Consider the following 15688-nt stretch of genomic DNA (forward strand, 5'->3'; position numbering starts at 1 on the left):
CATGTCGAGAGTGAGGTGTGCGCGGAGCCGGCGACTCCGTGCGCGGTTCCCGTGCGTGGCCGACGCGCGTCGAGGCCGAGGAGGGCCGGCCGGCTCAGACCGACTCGGCGACCTGGCCGAGCAGGTGGACGTGGTCGAGGTCGTCGACGTCGTAGAGGTGGAAATAGACGGTGTCGGCACCGACCTTGGCGAGCTCCCGGACCCGTTCGGCGACCGCGTCGACGTCACCGACCACCGCCTCCTCACGCAAGGGCTCGGTCCCGATCTGCTCGAAGCGGCGCTGCGCCTGGGCCGGTGTCGTCCCGCAGGCCACGGGGAGGACGGCGGACAGGTGGGCCTCGTCGGGATCGCGCCCGATCCGTCGGCAAGCCTCACGGAAGCGGGTGAAGCGGTCGGCGATCCCTTCCGGGAAGGCACCGTTGTACTCCGTCGCGAAGCGCGCCGCGATCGCCGGCGTCCGCTTGGGCCCGCCGCCTCCGATGACGATCGGAGGGCCACCGGCCTGGGCAGGCCGGGGCGGGTTCGCCGCCCCGTCGATGCGGAAGTGCTCGCCCTCGAAGTCGAAGGTCTCTCCCGGCGCCATGCCCCACAGGCCCGACACGATGGCCAGCTGCTCCTCGAGCCGGTCGAACCGCTCCTTCAGCGGCGGGAACGGCACGCCGAACGCGGCGTGCTCCCGGTCGTACCACCCGGTCCCGAGCCCGAGCTCGACGCGACCGCCGCTCATGGCGTCGACCGTGGCGACGGTCACCGCGAGGACGCCGGGGAGCCGGAAGGTGCCCGCCGTCACCAGGGTGCCGAGGCGGATGCGGGACGTATCCCGGGCGAGGCCGGCCAGGGTGGCCCAGGAGTCGGTCGGCTCGTAGCTGCGGTCTGCCTCGTCCACCCCGAGGTAGTGGTCGGAGCGGAAGAAGGCGTCGAGACCCGCCTCCTCCGTCGCCCGGGCCAGGCCGAGCATCTCGTCATAGGAGCCACCGTGACGCGGCTCGAGCAGGACGCGAAGTCGCATCAGAAGTCCTTGATCGCCTGGCCGACGTCGTGCGCCTTGCGGTCGACGGCGGTGATCTTGCCGTTCTTCACCACGAAGAAGTTGACCTTCGTGTTGAAGACCCGCGACGCCTTGCCCGGCCCCGGCTGGCTGAAGTCGAGCGCCGGCCAGATCGAGTCCGGCATCTGGAGCGTGTCCAGCGCCGCCTTGATGGTCTTGGAGGTGACCTTGTCGCCAGCGTCGAGGACCTTCTTGGCCGCCGCCTCGTAGACCTTCACGGCGCCGTACCCGATCCACGCCTGCCGGCCGGTCTTGACGACCTCGGGCGCGTACTTCTCCAGGTCGGTCATCATCTGCTTCTGGTCGGCGGTCATGACCTCGGTGTCGTTCTGGTCCGCCGGTGCGTTGGCGAAGGCGCTGTCCACCGCGACGTACCCCTCGGCGAGCGGGCCCAGCGTCTTCATGGTCTGGTCCGACAACAGGTCGAGCGGGCCGACCACCTTGAGCCCGCCGGCGGCGTGCGCGGCCTGCAGGATCGGCTGCAGCTGGGCGGTCGCCGGGAACCCGTTGGTGATGCAGTCCACGCCCTCCGCCTTCAGCTTGGCGACCGCGCTGTTGAAGTCGAGGGTCCCCTCCGGGACGAGCACCGGGTTGGCGACCTTGCCGCCGCCGAGCTTCACGCCCGCCGCGAAGCTCCCGACGATCTCGGGGTCGGTCGGGAGGCCGTCCTGGGTGATGATGCCGGCCTTCTTGCACCCGAGCTGGGCGGACACCATGCCCTCGCCCGCGACGTTCGTGTAGCCGCTGCCCATGACGTAGCTGAGCTTGTTGTTGTTGTCCGGGGTCGAGTAGCCCAGGGCCGAGATGTTCGCGATGTCGGCGCGTGCCAGGGTCGGGTAGGCCGAGTCGGAGAACACCATGAGGCTGCCGACCAGCGCCGTCGCCCCTTCCTGGACCGCCTTGGCGGCACAGTTCGCCGTGCTGTTCGGGTCACCGACCGGCGCCGGCCCGTCGGCACAGAACTGGTAGTCGATCTTGTGACCGTCGACGCCGCCCTTGGCGTTGATCGCGTCGACCGCCGCCTTGACGCCGGCCTGGTAGTCCAGACCGTTGGTCTTCGGGATCGTGAGCTGCATGATCTTCAGCGTCCCGTTGTCGCTTCCGCCGGAAGCGCCGGTGGCGTCCGTGCCCCGGCAGGCCGCCAGGGCCAGACCGAGAAGCGCCACGGAGGCGACCGTCATGGCTCGTTTCATCGTGTTCCTCCGATGAGCTGTGGGAGCCGTGGCTCCCTGCTGGTTCCCGTCTCCGGACTGGTGCCGGCGGGATGCTGTCGCGGGCGCGTTCACAGATAGATCGCCTCCATGCGCGACGGGTCCTGCTTGATGGCGTCGGTCGTTCCGGCCAATGCCAGCTGGCCGCGCTGCAGGAAGCAGGCGCGATCAGCGGTGTCGAGGGCGAGTCGGACGTGCTGCTCGACCAGGAGTACGGCGGCGCCCGCGTCCGCCGCGGCCCGTAGTGCGGCGAGCAGGCGGTTCACGACGATCGGCGCCAGCCCGAGCGAGAGCTCGTCGGCCAGGATGACCGAGGGGCCGGCCGCGAGCACCCGCGCCAGCGAGAGCATCTGCTGCTCACCGCCCGAGAGCAGGCCGGCCTTGACCCCGAGCCGCTTCTCCAGCTCCGGGAAGTGGGCCAACGCTGTGGCCGTGTCGCCGCGCCCCAGGGTGAGGTTCTCCGCGACCGTGAGCTGGTTGAAGACGACGCGCTTCTCGGTGACGACACCGACGCCGGCACGCACACGACGGTGCACCGGCTCGGCGCAGCGTCGGCCACGCAGCTCGGTGTGACCGGTCAGCGGGCGCAGGGCGCCGGCGAGGGTCATCAGGGTCGTGGTCTTGCCGGCTCCGTTGGCGCCGGCGAGCAGGACGACCTCACCGGCGTGCACCTCGAGCTCGATGTCGCGCACGGCGGCCGCGCCGTGGTAGCCGGCGGAGAGTCCCCGCGCGGCGATGGCGGCTGTCTTGGTCATGCCTCGCCCTCCTTCACCAGAGCGGGGGTCGGCTCGATGCCGAGAGTGAGCGCGACCGCCTCCTCGGGCGAGGAGACACCGTCGGGCTCGGCCGTCTCGGCCTCGTCCACCCCGAGGTAGGCGCGCCGTACGGTCGGGTCGTTGCGGACCTCGTCGGGGGTCCCCGAGGCGACCACCCGACCGAAGTCGAGGGCGATCATGTGGTCCGAGACGGCTGTCACGAGCCGGACGTCGTGCTCGACGAGCAGCACGGCCATGCCCCAATCGTCCGCGAGGCTGCGGATCACGCCTTCGAGCTCCGTCCGCTCGCGCTCGTCGAGACCGGCGGCCGGCTCGTCGAGCAGGAGGACGTCGGGGTCGGCGGCGATCGCCCGCACGATCGCCAGCAGCCGTCGCTTGCCGTACGGCAGCTCGTCGGGGCGCTCCGTCAACACGTTCTCGAGGCCGAACTGTCGGATCGCGTCCGTGGCGACGGCGGAGAGGACGGGCCTGCCCGGCCAGACCATGTCCCGCAGCCATGCCGACGGTGCACCGTCGTCGCAGGCGACCAGGAGGTTCTCCTGGACCGTCATGTCCTCGAAGAGCTCGAGGCTCTGGAACGCGCGGCCGATCCCCAGGCGTGACCGGCGGCGGGCCGACCAGGCCGTGACCGAGTCACCGTTGAGCCGGATGCTCCCAGCGGCAGGGACGGTGAAGCCGGTGATCGTGTCGATCGCGGTGGTCTTCCCGGCACCGTTGGGGCCGATCACCCCGAGCACCTCACCACCGCGCAGGGCGAACGACACGTCGGTCAGCGCCTTCACCCCGCCGAAGGTCACCGAGAGACCCTCGACGCTGAGGACGACGTCGCGGCGGCCGCGGTGGGTGGGGATCCCCTCGGCGAGCGCGACCGGCTTCGGGCGCGCCGGACGATACCGGCGACCCAGGACCTTCCGACCGATCGCGGCGTTCTGCCTCAACTGCGCGGGGACGACGCCGTCGGGCGAGGTCATGATGACGACGATGGTGAGCACACCCATCAGAGCCGTGAGGTACTGCACGTTGTTGCTGCTGATCAGGTCGAGCAGCTGGGCGCCGACGCCACCGGAGGTCCCCGCCGCGCCGACCGCGGCACCGCTGGAGTAGCCGATACCGCCGAAGACGCCGCTCGAGACCAGGGTGATGGAGGTGAGGGAGTCGAACTGTTGGAAGAGGGCGGTCGGGAACTTCAGGATCGTCAGCACCCCGCCGAGCGAGGCGATCATCGCCCCGATGCAGAACGCGGCGAGCTTGGTGCCGGCCACGCCGACCCCTAGTGCGGCGGCGGCGCGCTCGTTGGCACGGACGGCCAGCATCCGGCGTCCGGCGCGGCCGCGGCGCAGGTTGCTCACCGCGAGGCCGACCACGACGAGGACGCCGACCACGAAGAGCGCGTAGCGGATCGGGAACATGGTCGCGTCGAGGTCGAAGCCGAACGGCGCGAAGTAGCCGACCGGGAGGCCACCGGAGCCGCCGTTGACCGCGTTGTTCGAGAGCACCAGGTTGATGAGGCACACGCTCAGGGCGAGGGTGGCGATCGCGAGGCTGAGCCCGCGGGCACGCAGCGCCGCGGCGCCGACGACGAGCCCCACGGGCAGGCCGGTGAGCGTGCCGACCACCATCGCGGGGACGAAGGGCATGCCGTGCTCGAGCAACGTCGCGCAGACGAGTCCCCCGGTGCCGGCGATCGTCCATTGGGCCAGCGAGATCTGGCCGGCGAATCCGGTGACCACGACGATGCTCAGCAGCAGGACCGCGCCGATCGCGGTGTAGGTCACGGCGCCGATCCATGACATCGGCAGCACCCAGAGGATGAGCGGAACGACGACGGCGAGCGTGATCAGCAGCTTCACCGGCGAGATCCGGCCGGAGGTGACGCGGGGCAGGCGCTCCCCCACATAGCTGCGCAGCGGCAGACTCCGCCCGCGCAGGATCACCACGAGCAGGATCGCGAAGAAGGGCACGGAGGCCGCCACGCTCGTGCTCTCCATGTAGCCCTGCAGCAGGCCCTGGACGACGCCGATGGCGATGCCGCCGGCGAGCGCGAGCGGGAACGATTGGAAGTTGCCCAGCACCGCGGCGGCCAGGGCGGGCAGCAGCAGGCTGGTGGCGAGGCCGACGGTGAGCCCGCCGATCGGGGCCAGCAGGATGCCGGTGAGCCCGGCGAGCGCCCCGCCGAGCGCCCAGTTGGCACCGGCCAGCTTCAGCGGCGACCAGCCGAGCGTGGCCACCGCCGCCGGGTTCTCGGCCACGGCCGACGTCGCGAGCCCGAACCGGGTGCGACGGTAGAACCAGCCGAGCACGGCGGTGAGCGCCACGGCCGCCACGATGGTGAGCAGCAGGTTGGCGCCGACGCGCGCCCCGAGGATGGAGACCGAGCTCGTGGGGAAGAGCGAGCCGACGGTATAGCTGTTGCCTGCCGGATAGCGCAGTCCGACGATGCCGCTGAGCCCCACGAGGAGCGACAGGGTGAGGACGACCCGGGTGAGCTGGCTGGCGTTGCGCAGCGGCAGCAGGAGCAGATGGGTGAGGAAGCCCAACGCCGCCGACGCGGCGACGCCGGCCACCAGGGCGAGGCCACGTGGCACCCCGGCCTGGTCGGCCAGCTCCCAGAACAGGAACGTGCCGACCATGCCGATCGCGCCCGAGGCGAAGTTGATGACACCCGATCCTCGGAAGACGAGGACGATGCCCAGCGAGCCGAGCCCGTAGAGAGCCCCGCTGCCGGCGCCGAGGATCACGAAGAGCAGGAAAGTACTCATCTCACTACCTCGCTCGAGTCACGGGAACCGGATCACGCCGCGGATGTTCACGCCGTCGCGCAGGTCCTGGTAGCCCTTGTTGATGTCCTCGAGGTCGTATTCGCGGGTCACCATCGCGTCGAGGTCGAGCGCGCCACGTTCGTATTCGCGCAGGAGGAGGGGGATGTCCTTGCGCGAGTTCACCGAGCCGAAGATGCAGCCGACGATCCGCTTCTCGAAGCGAGCCAGGTCGAGCATGCTCACCGTGATCTGCTGCTCGGTGCTCCGATGGATGTTCGTGACGACCACGGTGCCGCGCTTGCCGGCCAGGTCGAGCGCCTGGCCCATGAGATCCCCACGCCCGACGCCCATGGTGAGGACGACCTGCTGACACATCCGGCCCCAGGTGATCTCGTCGATCAGTGCCTTGGCCTCCACCATGTCGACGGCGACATGGGTGGCGCCGAACTCGAGCGCCTTCTCGCGCTTCCAGGCGACCGGGTCGATGCCGATGATGAAGCGGGCTCCGGCGGCGCGAGCCGCCTGGACCGCCGACGAGCCGAGCCCGCCGACGCCCACCACGGCGATGTCGTCCCCGGAGCGGACGCCGCCGGCGTACATCGCACTTCCCCAGCCGGTCGGGACGCCACAGCCGACCAGGCAGAGCTTCTCCAACGGCAGGTGCTCGGGGACCTTGATCACCGACAGCTCGCTCACCACGGTGTGCTCAGCGAAGGTGCCAAGGAAGCAGGCGATGTTGGCGTCGACACCGCGGACGTGATGGCGCGCGGTGTGGTCGAGGAGCTGGCGGCCTTCCGCGATGAACTCACCGAGGTCGCACAGGTTGTGCTGACCGGCGGAGCACGAGGGACACCGTCCACAGCTGGGGATCGAGGAGAGGACGACGTGGTCGCCGATCTCGACGCTCGTCACGGCCGGCCCGACCGCCTCGACGATGCCCGCCCCCTCGTGCCCTCCGATCATCGGAGCCACGAACGGGACGTCGCCGCTCGCGTGGTGCTCCTCGGAGTGGCACAGCCCGGCTCCGACGATCCGCACGAGCACCTCGTTCGCCTTCGGCGGGTCCAGGTCGATGGTCTCGATCTGCCAGTCCTGACCGGACTCCCACAGGACCGCTGCTCTGGTCTTCATCCGGTCCGCCTCAGAACTTCTTGATCGCGTTGCCGGCGTCGATGGGCAGGGTGACCCCGGTGACGTACCGGGCCTGCTCCGAGCACAGCCATACGACCGCGTTGCTGATGTCGACCGGCTCGACCCACGGGATCGGCAGCAGGTTCTTGGACCGGAACTCCTCGACGACGTCGTCGCGACCCGGGTTGTCCAGGTCGGGTCGGAAGATGTCGTAAAGCGTCTGGTTCTGGATCATGGTGGTGTCCACCGAGGTGGGGCAGATGTTGTTCACCCGGACCCAGTGCGGCGCCAGCTCGTAGGCGAGCGAGCGGGTGAGGCTGACCACCGCGGCCTTGGCGGCGGAGTAGTCGGCGAAGTGCGTCCCCGAGTTGAGCGCCGCGCCCGAGGCCGTCAGGACGATGGAGCCGCGGGACTCGCGCTCCAGCATGATCGGGACGGCCGCCTTCACCGTGTGGAAGACGCCGTTGAGGTTGATGTCGATGACCTCGCGCCACTGCTCGACCGAGATGTCCCAGGTCATGTCTCCGACCGGCATCGCCCCCGCGTTCGCGCAGACGAAGTCGAGACCGCCGAGCTCGGCGACGCCGGAGGAGACCGCGTCGGCGAGTGCCTCGAAGTCCCGCACGTCGGCCTCGAAGACCACGGCGCGGCGGTCCAGCTTCTCGACCAGCCGAGCCGTCTCCTCGAGCTCGTCGGGCGAGGCGAGCGGGTAGCCCATCCAGTCCGGTGTCTGCGGGCCGTCGACGAGGATGACGTCAGCACCCTCCTCCGCCATCCGCACGGCGTGGGAACGGCCCTGTCCGCGCGCCCCGCCAGTGATCAGTGCAACCTTGCCGTCGAACTGCCCCATCACAGGTCCCCTGTTCGGTCGTCGTTGCGGGGGCGACCGCTCTCGGGTCCGGCCCCTCACCTGCGGCCACTGTGATGCAGGTCATACCCCATGTAAACCAGCGATTACTGTCGAGCTTCGTTAGCTGGGCTTACGCGAAAAACCCGCCGTAGGCGGCCCTCCACGAGACGGCGATACGACGCCGTCAAGGGCCCCGAGCGAGCCAGCCGAGCTGAGCGGGGCGGGTCGGAAGATGCGCAGACCGACCCTCATCAACCCCTCGCCAAATGTGAACAAGATCATATATGTTCTCGTCTACAACGCCGGACGCAGCAGCGAGGACCCGACGCAACCAGCCTCATCGACGTCACCGACCAAGGAGTGATCGCGCGGTGCTTGACCCCGGACAGGTGGAGCAGATCGCCGACCAGCTCCTCGTCGCACGGCGAGATCGAGCGGTGGTTCCGCTGCTCACGGCGCGCCATCCCGACATGAGCGTCGAGGACGCCTATGCGGTGCAGACGCACTGGGCCCGGCGCCGGGTCGAGGAGGGACGCCGCGTCGTCGGGCACAAGATCGGCCTCACCTCGAAGGCGATGCAGGCGGCCACGGGGATCACCGAGCCGGACTACGGCGTGATCTTCGACGACATGGTCCTCGACAACGGCAGCGTCGTCCCGTTCGACGCCTACGCGAACGTGCGTATCGAGGTCGAGCTCGCCTTCGTCCTCGACCGGCCGCTGCGCGGTCCCGACTGCACGATCTTCGACGTCCTCTCGGTGACGAAGTACGTCGTCCCGGCCCTGGAGATCCTCGACTCTCATATCGAGCTGGAGGGCCGCACGATCGTCGACACGATCAGTGACAACGCCGCCATGGGGGCGATGGTCCTCGGCGGTCGCCCGGTGCGCGTCGACGAGGTCGACCTGCGGTGGGTTGGCGCGCTGCTCTACCGCAACGAGACGATCGAGGAGACCGGCCTGGCGGCCGGCGTACTCAACCACCCGGCCAGCGGCGTCGCGTGGCTGGCGAACAAGCTCGCGCAGCACGACACCATCCTGGCGGAGGGCGAGCTGGTCCTGGCCGGCTCCTTCACCCGCCCGATGTGGGTGCATCGGGGCGACACGGTGCACGCCGACTACGGCAGTCTGGGGGCGATCACGTGTCGCTTCGCGTAGACCCCACCTTCCGCGACGTGCTCGCGACCGCGACCCGGCCCCTGGTCGGGATGTGGGTGTGCAGCGGGAGCCCGCTGGTCGCCGAGATCTGCGCCGGCAGCGGACTCGACTGGGTGCTCATCGACGCCGAGCACAGCCCCAACGGACTCGAGTCGCTGCTCGCGCAGCTCCAGGCCGTGCGCGGATACCCGATCACGCCACTGGTCCGACCGCCCGCGGCCGACCCGGTCACGATCAAGCAGTTCCTCGACCTGGGCGCCCAGAACCTCCTCGTGCCGATGGTCGACACCGCCGCACAGGCACGCGACGTCGTCCGCGCGGTCACCTACCCACCGGCGGGTGTCCGGGGTGTGGGCAGCGCGCTGGCCCGCGCTTCCCGGTGGAACCGGATCGAGGGCTATCTCGCGCGTGCCGCCGAGACGCTGTCCGTTCTCGTCCAGATCGAGAGTGCCGAAGCCGTCGCGAACGTGGACGCGATCGCCGCCGTCGCGGGCGTCGACGGCCTCTTCATCGGCCCGTCCGACCTGGCCGCGTCGCTGGGCGTCCTCGGCCAGCAGGACCATCCGGACGTCGTCGACGCCGTCCTGCACTGCCTCTCCGCAGCCCGTCGCGCGGGCCGCAAGGTCGGCGTCAACGCCTTCGACCCGACGCTGGCCGAGCGCTACCTGGACGCCGGCGCGGACTTCGTGCTTGTCGGCGCCGACGTCCAGCTGTTGGCGCGCGGCACCGAGCAGCTCGCCGCCACCTTCATCCCCGAGGAGACCGCATGAAGGCCATCGGACGGCCGGGCAAGATCATCGCCCTCCACCTCAACTACCCCTCGCGTGCCGCCCAGCGCGGCCGCCGGCCGGCGGCGCCGTCGTACTTCCTGAAGCCCGCCACCTCGGTCGCGGGCAGCGGTGATGCCCTCGAGCGCCCGGCCGGCACCGAGCTGCTCGCCTTCGAGGGCGAGATCGCCCTGATCATCGGCCGGCGTGTACGCCGCGTGACGCCCGACGACGGCTGGGCCGCGGTCTCGGGGATCACAGCAGCCAACGACTTCGGCGTCTATGACCTGCGCAGCGCCGACAAGGGCGCGAACCTGCGCTCCAAGGGCGGCGACGGGTTCACGCCCCTCGGTCCCGAGGTCATCTCGGCCACCGGCCTCGATCCAGGGGCACTGCGGATCCGCACGTGGGTCAACGGCGAGCTCCGTCAGGACGACACCACGGCCGACCTGCTGTTCCCCTTCGGACTCCTGGTCGCCGATCTCTCGCAGCTCATCACCCTCGAGCCCGGTGACGTGATCCTCACCGGGACACCGGCCGGCTCCTCGGTCGTCCACCCGGGCGACGTGGTCGAGGTCGAGGTCGACGCCCCCTCGGCACCCGACGCGCCGAGCACCGGCCGCCTGACCACGCGGATCGTCGAGGGGACGACGCCACTCCCCTCGTACTCCGCACCACCCGCCGTCGACGACACGCAGCGTCTGGAGGCGTGGGGCGACGCGGAGCGCGCCGGGTTGCCGGCGCCGTTCGTCCTGACCGACGAACTGCGCGACCAGCTCTCGCGAGCGGCCGTCGCCACGCTCAGCGCGGAGCTGCGCAAGCGCGGCCACCCGCATGCCTCGATCGACGGTGTCCACCCGGTCGCGCCAGGGACCCGCATGGTCGGGACCGCCCGGACGCTGCGCTTCATCGCCCACCGGCCGGACCTCTTCGAGCAGCACGGCGGGGGCTACAACGCGCAGAAGCGCGCGTTCGACACGCTCGGAGCCGGCGACGTCCTGGTCCTCGAGGCTCGCGGCGACACCAGTGCCGGCACCGTCGGGGACATCCTCGCCCTCCGTGCCAAGACGCTCGGCGCCGCCGGCATCGTGACCGACGGCGCCGTCCGTGACCACGCCGCCCTCGTCGCCATCGGCCTGCCGGCGTTCGCCGGCGGGGCGCACCCGTCCGTCCTCGGACGCCGGCACGTGCCGTGGGAGGTCGACGGTGTCGTCACGTGCGGCGGCGCGGCCGTGCAGCCGGGCGACGTCATCGTCGGTGACGACGACGGCGTCGTGGTGATCCCGCAGCACCTGGCCGTCGAGGTCGCCGCCGCGGCGGTCGAGCAGGAGCGCCAGGACGCCTGGATCGCCGACCGCGTGGCGGAGGGCCACCGCGTCGACGGGCTCTTCCCGCCGAACGCCGAGTGGCGGCAGCGGTACGCCGAATGGAAGGAGGAGCAGCCGTGAGCGAGAGCAAGGCGCAGCGGGCCTACCGCTACATCCGCGAGCGGATCGAGGACGGCCGCTACTCCCCCGGCTACCGGCTCGTGCTCGACGCCATCGCCAAGGAGCTCGGCATGAGCGCCGTCCCGGTCCGCGAGGCGATCCGTCTCCTGGAGGCCGAGCAGCTGGTGACGTTCGCGCGCAACGTCGGCGCCCAGGTCGCCTTCATGCACGAGCAGGAGTACCTCTACACGATGCAGACGCTCGCCCTCGTCGAGGGCGCGGCAACGGCACTGTCCGCGCCGACGATCGACGTCGACCGCATCGCGCGGGCGCGGGCGATCAACGAGGAGCTCACCGAGTCCCTCTCCCACTTCGACCCGCACCGGTTCACCGAGCTCAACCAGGCGTTCCACGCCGTGCTGTTCGAGGACTGCCCCAACCCCCACGTCCTGGATCTGGTGCACCGCGGCTGGCGGCGACTCACCCTGCTGCGGCACTCGGTCTTCGGCTTCGTCCCCGGCCGTGCCCACGAGTCGGTCAAGGAGCACGAGGGGCTCTTGCAGCTGATCGAGACGGGCGCTGCACCGCTGGAGATCGAGCTCGCCGCCCGGAACCACCGCACCAACACCCTCGACGCGGTCATGGCCTACCAGCACGAGCGGCGCCGTACGAGCGCTGACTCCGACCGCCCCGCCTAGTCCTGCCCCGGCCCGAAGGAGCACCGATGCCCCAGCACGTCCCCACCGACCTGCCCGACCACCTCCAGCACTTCATCGGCGGCGAGTTCGTCGACAGCCTGGACGGCACGACCTTCGAGGTCCTCGACCCCGTGACCAACCAGGCCTACACCACCGCCGCGGCCGGCAAGAACGACGACGTGGACAGGGCCGTGACCGCCGCCGCCGAGGCGTTCCACGCCGGCCCCTGGCCCCAGCTGCTCCCCCGCCAACGGGCCAGGATCCTCCACGCGATCGCCGACATCGTGGAGTCACGGGACCGGCGCTTGGCCGAGCTCGAGACCTTCGACACCGGCCTGCCGATCACCCAGGCGCTCGGTCAGGCGCAGCGTGCGGCGGAGAACTTCCGGTTCTTCGCCGACCTGATCGTCGCCCAGCGCGACGACGCCTACAAGGTGCCGGGTCGGCAGCTGAACTACGTCAATCGCAAGCCCAAGGGTGTGGCCGGCCTGATCACGCCGTGGAACACCCCGTTCATGCTCGAGTCCTGGAAGCTCGCCCCGGCACTCGCCTCCGGCTGCACCGTCGTGCTCAAGCCCGCGGAGTTCACGCCGCTCTCGGCCAGCCTGTGGCCCGACATCTTCCGCGAGGCGGGCGTGCCGGACGGCGTCTTCAACCTCGTCAACGGGCTCGGCGAGGAGGCCGGTGACGCGTTGGTGAAGCATCCCGGCGTACCGCTGATCTCGTTCACCGGCGAGAGCAGCACCGGGCAGCTCATCTTCGCCAACGCGGCGCCGCACCTCAAAGGCCTCTCCATGGAGCTGGGCGGCAAGTCACCGGCGGTCGTGTTCGCGGATGCGGACCTCGACGAGGCCATCGACGCCACGGTGTTCGGCGTGTTCTCGCTCAACGGCGAACGGTGCACCGCCGGCAGCCGCATCCTGGTCGAGCAGGCGGTCTACGACGAGTTCGTCGAGCGGTACGCCGCCCGTGCTCGCGCCATCGTCGTCGGTGACCCGCACGATCCGGCGACCGAGGTCGGGGCGCTCGTCCACCCGGAGCATTTCGCGAAGGTCATGAGCTATGTCGAGATCGGCAAGGGCGAGGGGCGCCTGGTGGCCGGCGGCGGTCGCCCCGAGGGCCTCGAGACCGGCAACTACGTCGCGCCGACGGTCTTCGTCGACGTCAAGCCGGATGCCCGCATCTTCCAGGAGGAGATCTTCGGCCCCGTCGTCGCGATCAGCCCCTTCGACACCGAGGAGGAGGCGCTCGCCCTGGCCAACGGCGTGAAGTACGGACTCGCGGCGTACGTCTGGACCAACGACCTGCGCCGGGCGCACACCTTCGCCCAGAGCATCGACGCCGGCATGGTCTGGCTGAACTCCAACAACGTGCGGGACCTGCGCACGCCGTTCGGCGGAGTCAAGGCCTCCGGCCTCGGCCATGAGGGCGGCTACCGCTCGATCGACTTCTACACCGACCAGCAGGCCGTTCACACCACCCTCGGCGAGGCTCACACGCCCCGCTTCGGCGTGCGCTGACGCTGACGCCGACGCGACGCCTCAGAGCACCACACGACTCGAAGGAGAGACCATGACGGACTTCATCCCCACCCCGACGACCGCGCCGCCCGACATCGTCCGCAGTGCGTACGTCGAGCTGGTCGTCAGCGACCTCGCCGCGTCGCGCCGCTTCTACGTCGACGTCCTCGGGCTGGTGGTGACCGAGGAGGACGACGAGGCGATCTACCTGCGCACCTTCGAGGAGTTCATCCACCACAACCTCGTGTTGCGCCAGGGGCCCGTCCCCGCGGCCGCCGTGTTCGCCTACCGCGTGCGCTCCCCCGAAGAGCTCGACCACGCGGTCGCGTTCTACACCGAGCTCGGCTGTCGCGTGGAGCGGCGGGCCGAAGGCTTCGGGAAGGGCGTGCGCGACGCCGTACGCGTCGAGGACCCGCTCGGGTTCCCGGTCGAGTACTTCTACGACGTCGACCACGTGGAACGGCTCGCCTGGCACTACGAGCTCCACAACCCGGGCGCCCTCGTCCGGATCGACCACTTCAACCTCGTCACGCCCGACGTCCCGCGGGGCACGCGGCACCTGGAGGACCTCGGCTTCCGCGTGACCGAGGACATCGAGGACGAGGAGGGCACCATCTACGCCGCATGGATGCGGCGCAAGCCGACCGTCCATGACACCGCACTGACCGGTGGCGATGGTCCGCGCATGCACCACATCGCCTTCGCCACCCACGAGAAGCACAACATCCTGGCCATCTGCGACAAGCTCGGCGCGCTCCGGATCAGCGACATGATCGAGCGTGGCCCCGGCCGTCACGGCGTGTCGAACGCCTTCTACCTCTACCTGCGCGACCCTGACGGTCACCGGATCGAGATCTACACCCAGGACTACTGGACGGGTGACCCGGACAACCCGCTGGTGACCTGGGACGTGCACGACAACCAGCGCCGGGACTGGTGGGGCAACCCTGTCGTGCCCAGCTGGTACACCGACGCCTCCCCCGTCCTCGACCTCGACGGCAAGCCGCAGACGCTGGTCGGCCGCACCGAGACGAGCGAGATGGCGGTCACCATCGGTGCCGACGGCTTCTCCTACACACGTGAGGGTGACACGGAGCGCGGCTTCAAGCTCGGCGAGCAGCTGTGACACAGGTGCGGGGCGGCTGAGAGGGCCCGCCGCTCCGCACTCGCTGTCACCGGGGCAGACCGGACATCGTTGCGATGTGCCCGGTGTGGCTGCGGCATACTTGCGTGCGGCCCGAGATCGGGCCATGCCTCCGTAGCTCAGCTGGATAGAGCAAGGGCCTTCTAATCCCGAGGTCGCAGGTTCGAATCCTGCCGGGGGCGCAAATCCGGTCGCCGTCGGGCGCATCGCGAGGCTACGGTGCGCCGTGACCACCTTTCGCCCGTCGAGCGACATCTGGGCCGAGTTGTTGCAGATGGCGCGCGCGTTCGACGACTTCGACGAGGACCTCGACGAAGACTTCGACTTCGACTATGACCGCGCCTTCGATCTGTCGCACATCCTCAACGATCGCGGAGAGCCGGAGGTGGTCGACTGGGCCCTCCCGAAGCTGACCTCGGCGAGCCCCGGAGACCGGTGGGTCGCAGCCACCGTCCTCGGCCAACATGGCTTCCAGCGTGGCCGGCCGTACGGCGACCGGGTCGCTCCCGCTCTTGCCGGGGCGGCCCGGATCGAGGAGGACGATGACGTCCGCTTCGCGCTCATCCATGCGCTCGGCCTCGCGGAGGATCCCGCCTGGGCGCCCGAGCTGGCGTCGTACGCCGACGACCCGGACCCATCCGTGCGCAAGGCCGTCGCGGGTTTCCTACCACTCATGTTCGGAGGCGACGAACCGGACGCGGCGACGATCGCACTCCTGATCCGGCTCAGCACCGACGAGGACCCACACGTGCGCGACTGGGCCACGATGGGCCTGGGCACACAATCTGAGCAGGACAGCGACGCGATCCGCTCGGCGCTGCGCGCCCGTCTCGACGACACCGACGACGATGACAGCAACACCAGTGCCGAGGCGGCGCTGGGATTGGCCCTGCGACACGACCCGTCCTGCGTCGACTACCTGGCCCGCTGGCTCTTCGTCCCTACCCCGGACGTCGGCAACCTCATCGTCGAGGCGGTCGGCGCGCTCGGCGACCGACGGTTCCTGCCCTGGCTGCTCGAACTGCGCGCCGCCGGCTGGCAGGACGAGGATCCCTGCCCCGAGGTGCTGGACGAGGCGATCGCCGCGCTGGGCGGACCACCAGCACCCGAGACGTCGTCTGACTGACGCGGCCCTCCGACCGGCGACCCCCCCCCGGGGACGGCCGCCCGAGCGGACGCGCGGCGGGGCGGGACAGAGTG

Annotated in this window: 13 protein-coding genes and 1 tRNA gene; 8 read left to right on the forward strand and 6 right to left on the reverse strand. The window is 70.3% G+C overall.

Annotated elements, in window-relative coordinates; all coding sequences use genetic code 11:
* Positions 1-94 precede the first annotated feature (94 nt).
* From AB3X52_RS12115 to AB3X52_RS12140, 6 genes are all read right to left on the reverse strand, one after another.
* On the reverse strand, positions 95-1009 hold the full coding sequence (locus AB3X52_RS12115; RefSeq protein WP_367994339.1) for a TIGR03560 family F420-dependent LLM class oxidoreductase: 915 nt from the start codon (positions 1007-1009) through the stop codon (positions 95-97).
* Positions 1009-2229, reverse strand: a complete 1221-nt coding sequence (locus AB3X52_RS12120) for an ABC transporter substrate-binding protein (RefSeq protein WP_367994340.1) — start codon at positions 2227-2229, stop codon at positions 1009-1011. The genes AB3X52_RS12115 and AB3X52_RS12120 overlap by 1 nt, the downstream gene beginning before the upstream one ends.
* Positions 2230-2330: 101 nt before the next feature.
* Positions 2331-3014, reverse strand: a complete 684-nt coding sequence (locus AB3X52_RS12125) for an ABC transporter ATP-binding protein (protein WP_367994341.1) — start codon at positions 3012-3014, stop codon at positions 2331-2333.
* Positions 3011-5794 (reverse strand): ABC transporter permease subunit, encoded by a 2784-nt coding sequence (locus AB3X52_RS12130; protein WP_367994342.1) that lies wholly within the window; start codon positions 5792-5794, stop codon positions 3011-3013. The genes AB3X52_RS12125 and AB3X52_RS12130 overlap by 4 nt, the downstream gene beginning before the upstream one ends.
* 18 nt (positions 5795-5812) lie before the next feature.
* A complete protein-coding gene (locus AB3X52_RS12135) occupies positions 5813-6925 on the reverse strand; it encodes an NDMA-dependent alcohol dehydrogenase (RefSeq protein WP_367994343.1) in 1113 nt (370 codons plus the stop codon).
* A gap of 10 nt (positions 6926-6935) precedes the next feature.
* Positions 6936-7775, reverse strand: a complete 840-nt coding sequence (locus tag AB3X52_RS12140; RefSeq protein WP_367994344.1) for a mycofactocin-coupled SDR family oxidoreductase — start codon at positions 7773-7775, stop codon at positions 6936-6938.
* Positions 7776-8146: 371 nt separating this feature from the next.
* On the opposite strand from AB3X52_RS12140, the gene hpaH reads away from it, so the two are divergent.
* The 8 genes from hpaH (at position 8147) to AB3X52_RS12180 (ending at position 15614) form a co-directional block, all read left to right on the forward strand.
* Positions 8147-8932, forward strand: coding sequence for a 2-oxo-hept-4-ene-1,7-dioate hydratase (gene hpaH, locus AB3X52_RS12145; RefSeq protein ID WP_367994345.1), 786 nt, complete (start codon positions 8147-8149; stop codon positions 8930-8932).
* Entirely contained in the window at positions 8917-9702 is a 786-nt protein-coding gene (locus AB3X52_RS12150; RefSeq protein ID WP_367994346.1) for an HpcH/HpaI aldolase family protein, read from the forward strand. The genes hpaH and AB3X52_RS12150 overlap by 16 nt, the downstream gene beginning before the upstream one ends.
* Positions 9699-11147 (forward strand): fumarylacetoacetate hydrolase family protein, encoded by a 1449-nt coding sequence (locus AB3X52_RS12155; RefSeq protein ID WP_367994347.1) that lies wholly within the window; start codon positions 9699-9701, stop codon positions 11145-11147. Before AB3X52_RS12150 ends, AB3X52_RS12155 begins: the two co-directional genes overlap by 4 nt.
* Complete coding sequence (locus tag AB3X52_RS12160; protein WP_367994348.1) at positions 11144-11824, forward strand: GntR family transcriptional regulator; 681 nt, start codon at positions 11144-11146, stop codon at positions 11822-11824. Before AB3X52_RS12155 ends, AB3X52_RS12160 begins: the two co-directional genes overlap by 4 nt.
* Before the next feature lie 26 nt (positions 11825-11850).
* Positions 11851-13344, forward strand: a complete 1494-nt coding sequence (gene hpaE, locus AB3X52_RS12165; protein ID WP_367994349.1) for a 5-carboxymethyl-2-hydroxymuconate semialdehyde dehydrogenase — start codon at positions 11851-11853, stop codon at positions 13342-13344.
* A gap of 52 nt (positions 13345-13396) precedes the next feature.
* Complete coding sequence (hpaD, locus tag AB3X52_RS12170) at positions 13397-14470, forward strand: 3,4-dihydroxyphenylacetate 2,3-dioxygenase (RefSeq protein ID WP_367994350.1); 1074 nt, start codon at positions 13397-13399, stop codon at positions 14468-14470.
* A gap of 126 nt (positions 14471-14596) precedes the next feature.
* Positions 14597-14670: transfer RNA gene (locus tag AB3X52_RS12175), tRNA-Arg, on the forward strand.
* 44 nt (positions 14671-14714) lie between these two features.
* A complete protein-coding gene (locus AB3X52_RS12180) occupies positions 14715-15614 on the forward strand; it encodes a HEAT repeat domain-containing protein (RefSeq protein WP_367994351.1) in 900 nt (299 codons plus the stop codon).
* The last annotated feature ends 74 nt before the right edge of the window (positions 15615-15688 follow it).

It is taken from the genome of Nocardioides eburneus (genome assembly GCF_040838215.1).
GTDB classification, from domain to species: Bacteria; Actinomycetota; Actinomycetes; order Propionibacteriales; family Nocardioidaceae; genus Nocardioides; species Nocardioides eburneus.

Bases quoted from the DNA above. Each gene is read 5' to 3' on its own strand.
- AB3X52_RS12120 (WP_367994340.1), bottom strand. From the start codon at position 2,229: ATGACGGTCGCCTCCGTGGCGCTTCTCGGTCTGGCCCTGGCGGCCTGC.
- AB3X52_RS12155 (WP_367994347.1), top strand. From the start codon at position 9,699: ATGAAGGCCATCGGACGGCCGGGCAAGATCATCGCCCTCCACCTCAAC.
- AB3X52_RS12130 (WP_367994342.1), bottom strand. From the start codon at position 5,794: ATGAGTACTTTCCTGCTCTTCGTGATCCTCGGCGCCGGCAGCGGGGCT.
- AB3X52_RS12140 (WP_367994344.1), bottom strand. From the start codon at position 7,775: ATGGGGCAGTTCGACGGCAAGGTTGCACTGATCACTGGCGGGGCGCGC.
- AB3X52_RS12125 (WP_367994341.1), bottom strand. From the start codon at position 3,014: ATGACCAAGACAGCCGCCATCGCCGCGCGGGGACTCTCCGCCGGCTAC.
- hpaD (WP_367994350.1), top strand. From the start codon at position 13,397: ATGACGGACTTCATCCCCACCCCGACGACCGCGCCGCCCGACATCGTC.
- hpaE (WP_367994349.1), top strand. From the start codon at position 11,851: ATGCCCCAGCACGTCCCCACCGACCTGCCCGACCACCTCCAGCACTTC.
- AB3X52_RS12115 (WP_367994339.1), bottom strand. From the start codon at position 1,009: ATGCGACTTCGCGTCCTGCTCGAGCCGCGTCACGGTGGCTCCTATGAC.
- AB3X52_RS12135 (WP_367994343.1), bottom strand. From the start codon at position 6,925: ATGAAGACCAGAGCAGCGGTCCTGTGGGAGTCCGGTCAGGACTGGCAG.